The 4021-nt window shown below is 52.7% G+C and carries 1 tRNA gene and 2 rRNA genes; all 3 read right to left on the bottom strand.

Features of this window, described 5'->3' with window-relative positions:
• The 3 genes from ACQZ60_RS25145 to ACQZ60_RS25135 all read right to left on the bottom strand — a co-directional run bounded on the left by ACQZ60_RS25145 (position 1) and on the right by ACQZ60_RS25135 (position 3566).
• Positions 1 to 77: transfer RNA gene (locus ACQZ60_RS25145), tRNA-Met, on the bottom strand.
• A gap of 101 nt (positions 78 to 178) precedes the next feature.
• Positions 179 to 293, bottom strand: a 5S ribosomal RNA gene (gene rrf / locus ACQZ60_RS25140).
• 384 nt (positions 294 to 677) lie between these two features.
• Positions 678 to 3566: ribosomal RNA gene (locus ACQZ60_RS25135) — 23S ribosomal RNA — on the bottom strand.
• Between the last annotated feature and the right edge of the window lie 455 nt (positions 3567 to 4021).

Below are 4021 nucleotides of genomic sequence, written 5' to 3'. Positions count from 1 at the left end.
TGGTTGCGGGGGCAGGATTTGAACCTGCGGCCTTCAGGTTATGAGCCTGACGAGCTACCGGGCTGCTCCACCCCGCGTTGATTGGTTTTATTATAGCATAAAGGCCGCATTTGCGGCCTTTTGATTTGGGCTTTGTGGCCCTTTTGTGAGTGAGAAGATTTTGTGTTGCGTTTTGCAGACCTGGCAGCGACCTACTCTCCCGCGTCTTGAGACGAAGTACCATTGGCGCTGGGGCGTTTCACGGCCGTGTTCGGAATGGGAACGGGTGCAGCCGCCCCGCGATAACCACCAGGTCGGCAAAACGCAACATATGTTCATGCGGAACGCATGAACATATGTTGCTCTTTATTGGATTGGCATGCCTTATCCCGTTCGCTTGTCGCTCACGGGGGACGCCAATCGGCCATACGGTCACCTCTGATATGAGGGACCAGGTGGCCAAAGCAACCTAGTTCATGTTTTCACATGACTGTTGTTTTCGAGAAGCTGGAGAGCCGAAGCTCTATTTAACACGTCTTCTGTAACCCGTCCGTATTCCGCCTTTGCTCGACAGCGAGCGAGGCAGCCATACAGACCAGAGGTCGTCGCGCCCTGTGGCGCGGCCCGTCCGGAGCCCTTCGGGCGTCAGGACAGAACAGATGTCATCGAACTTTGTTCGATGAACATATTCAATGGGAACGAAGAAGTCGATCGAGCTATTAGTAACGGTAAGCTTCACACATTGCTGTGCTTCCACACCCGTCCTATCGACGTGGTCGTCTTCCACGGCTCTGATAGGGAACACTCGTTTTCAGGTTGGTTTCCCGCTTAGATGCCTTCAGCGGTTATCCATTCCGTATATAGCTACTCTGCTATGCCCTTGGCAGGACAACAGATCCACCAGAGATACGTCCATCCCGGTCCTCTCGTACTAGGGACAGATCCTGTCAATATTCCTACACCCACGGCAGATAGGGACCGAACTGTCTCACGACGTTCTGAACCCAACTCACGTACCGCTTTAAATGGCGAACAGCCATACCCTTGGGACCTGCTCCAGCCCCAGGATGCGATGAGTCGACATCGAGGTGCCAAACAACCCCGTCGATATGGACTCTTGGGGGTCATCAGCCTGTTATCCCCGGCGTACCTTTTATCCGTTGAGCGATGGCCCTTCCACACGGGACCACCGGATCACTATGACCGACTTTCGTCTCTGCTCGACTTGTCAGTCTCGCAGTCAGGCTAGCTTATGCCATTGCACTCGACGACCGATTTCCGACCGGTCTGAGCTAACCATCGCGCGCCTCCGTTACTCTTTCGGAGGCGACCGCCCCAGTCAAACTACCCACCATACACTGTCCCGGATCCGGATAACGGACCGCGGTTAGACATCCACGAAGATAAGGGTGGTATTTCAAGGATGGCTCCACAGAAACTGGCGTCCCTGCTTCAAAGCCTACCACCTATCCTACACATGCCTTGGCGAATGCCAGTGTAAAGCTATAGTAAAGGTGCACGGGGTCTTTCCGTCTGACCGCAGGAACCCCGCATCTTCACGGGGAATTCAATTTCACTGAGTCTATGTTGGAGACAGCGGGGAAGTCGTTACGCCATTCGTGCAGGTCGGAACTTACCCGACAAGGAATTTCGCTACCTTAGGACCGTTATAGTTACGGCCGCCGTTTACTGGGGCTTCAGTTCAGAGCTTGCACCCCTCCCTTTAACCTTCCAGCACCGGGCAGGCGTCAGACCCTATACGTCGTATTGCTACTTCGCAGAGCCCTGTGTTTTTGATAAACAGTCGCTACCCCCTGGTCTGTGCCACCCCATCATACTTGCGTACAAAAGGGTCACGCTTCTTCCGAAGTTACGCGTGCAATTTGCCGAGTTCCTTCAACATAGTTCTCTCAAGCGCCTTGGTATACTCTACCTGACCACCTGTGTCGGTTTCGGGTACGGTCTATACGGTGGAGCTATTTCCTGGAACCTCTTCGCCGCCCAACCAATCCAATAAGGTTGAACAACACACGAGATCCGTCACTACCACCAGGCCCACGAATATTAACGTGGTTCCCATCGACTACGCGTGTCCGCCTCGTCTTAGGGGCCGGCTAACCCTGCTCAGATTAACTTTAAGCAGGAACCCTTGGTCTTTCGGCGAGGGAGTCTCTCACTCCCTTTATCGTTACTCATGTCAACATTCGCACTTCCGATATCTCCAGCAGCCCTCACGGGTCCGCCTTCACAGACTTACGGAACGCTCCGCTACCACGCAACAGTCACTACAACTGTCACATCCTCAGCTTCGGTGCATGGCTTTAGCCCCGTTACATTTTCGGCGCAAAGACCCTTATTTAGACCAGTGAGCTGTTACGCTTTCTTTAAATGATGGCTGCTTCTAAGCCAACATCCTGGTTGTTTTGGGATCCTCACATCCTTTCCCACTTAGCCATGACTTGGGGACCTTAGCTGGAGGTCAGGGTTGTTGCCCTTTTCACGACGGACGTTAGCACCCGCCGTGTGTCTGCCGACTAGTACTCCTCGGTATTCGGAGTTTGGTTAGGATCAGTAAGACGGTGAGTCCCCATAGCCCATCCAGTGCTCTACCCCCGAGGGTATTCGGTCGACGCTCTACCTAAATAGATTTCGCGGAGAACCAGCTATTTCCGAGTTTGATTGGCCTTTCACCCCTAGCCACAAGTCATCCCGAACTATTGCAACAGTTATGGGTTCGGCCCTCCAGTTGGTGTTACCCAACCTTCAGCCTGCTCATGGCTAGATCACTCGGTTTCGGGTCTAATGCAACTAACTCAATCGCCCTATTCAGACTCGCTTTCGCTGCGCCTACACCTACCGGCTTAAGCTTGCTAGTTACACTAAGTCGTTGACCCATTATACAAAAGGTACGCCGTCACCCTTGCGGGCTCCGACTGTTTGTAGGCATCCGGTTTCAGGTTCTATTTCACTCCCCTCGTCGGGGTGCTTTTCACCTTTCCCTCACGGTACTTGTTCGCTATCGGTCATGCACGAGTACTTAGGCTTGGAGAGTGGTCTCCCCATGTTCAGACAGGATTTCACGTGTCCCGCCCTACTCAAGGACAATGACTGTTCTACGCGTAAGGGGCTATCACCCTCTATGGCCGACTTTTCCAAATCGTTCCGCTTTATTCATCATTGCCACTGGCCTGGTCCGCGTTCGCTCGCCACTACTTGCGGAGTCTCGGTTGATGTCCTTTCCTGCAGGTACTTAGATGTTTCAGTTCCCTGCGTTCGCTTCTTACCCCTATGTATTCGAAAGTAAGATACCTTATCACAATACCTAGAAACCTCTTCTGTCCTCACGGCCAAAGGCCTGCGGACGGCGCGCCGGATAACCGGCGACGGGCTAGCGCCCTGTATGGGAAGTCCCACGCAGGCGTTTCGCCACAGAACAGATTTTCTAGGTATTTAAGGTGGGTTGCCCCATTCGGAGATCCATGGATCAAAGCTTATTCGCAGCTCCCCACGGCTTTTCGCAGCGTATCACGTCCTTCTTCGCCTGTGCATGCCAAGGCATCCACCAAATGCCCTTAATTCACTTCTTCGTTCTCATTGTCTATGCTCATCCATAGCCGTTCCAAAGGAACGGCAACCTGATTACCTTTTACAATCAAGTCATTTCCTGATGACATCGACGTGTCGGTACGGTCTTCTTTGAGGGCACGCCGGTGCACCTCGAAGCCATACCATTAAGACCAGCTTCTCGAGATATCATCCGGTGATGCGCGGTCAGGCAACATCAATCCAGCATGTCCATCAGATGAAGGCCTAAACCTTCAAACAACAAACATGCCTCGGACAAGCGATCCTTCCTACCTCCAACCCCTCCACCAATTCCGGCCGACTAAGCCATCTCATGGTTTCTCAGGGATTGGTCTCGGACGTTTCAAACCTCAAGGGCTTAAAACACCTGGACGCTTCCAGACATATCTTCTCTTCACAATGTATTCAGAACAGGCATCAGTCCTTGTGAACGATGCAAACTTTTATTTCTCCAGAA

The sequence above is a fragment of the Agrobacterium sp. 22-223-1 genome, assembly GCF_053522385.1.
The sequence above is the reverse complement of the archived record's forward strand: the minus strand, read 5'-3'. Positions and strand labels throughout refer to the sequence as shown.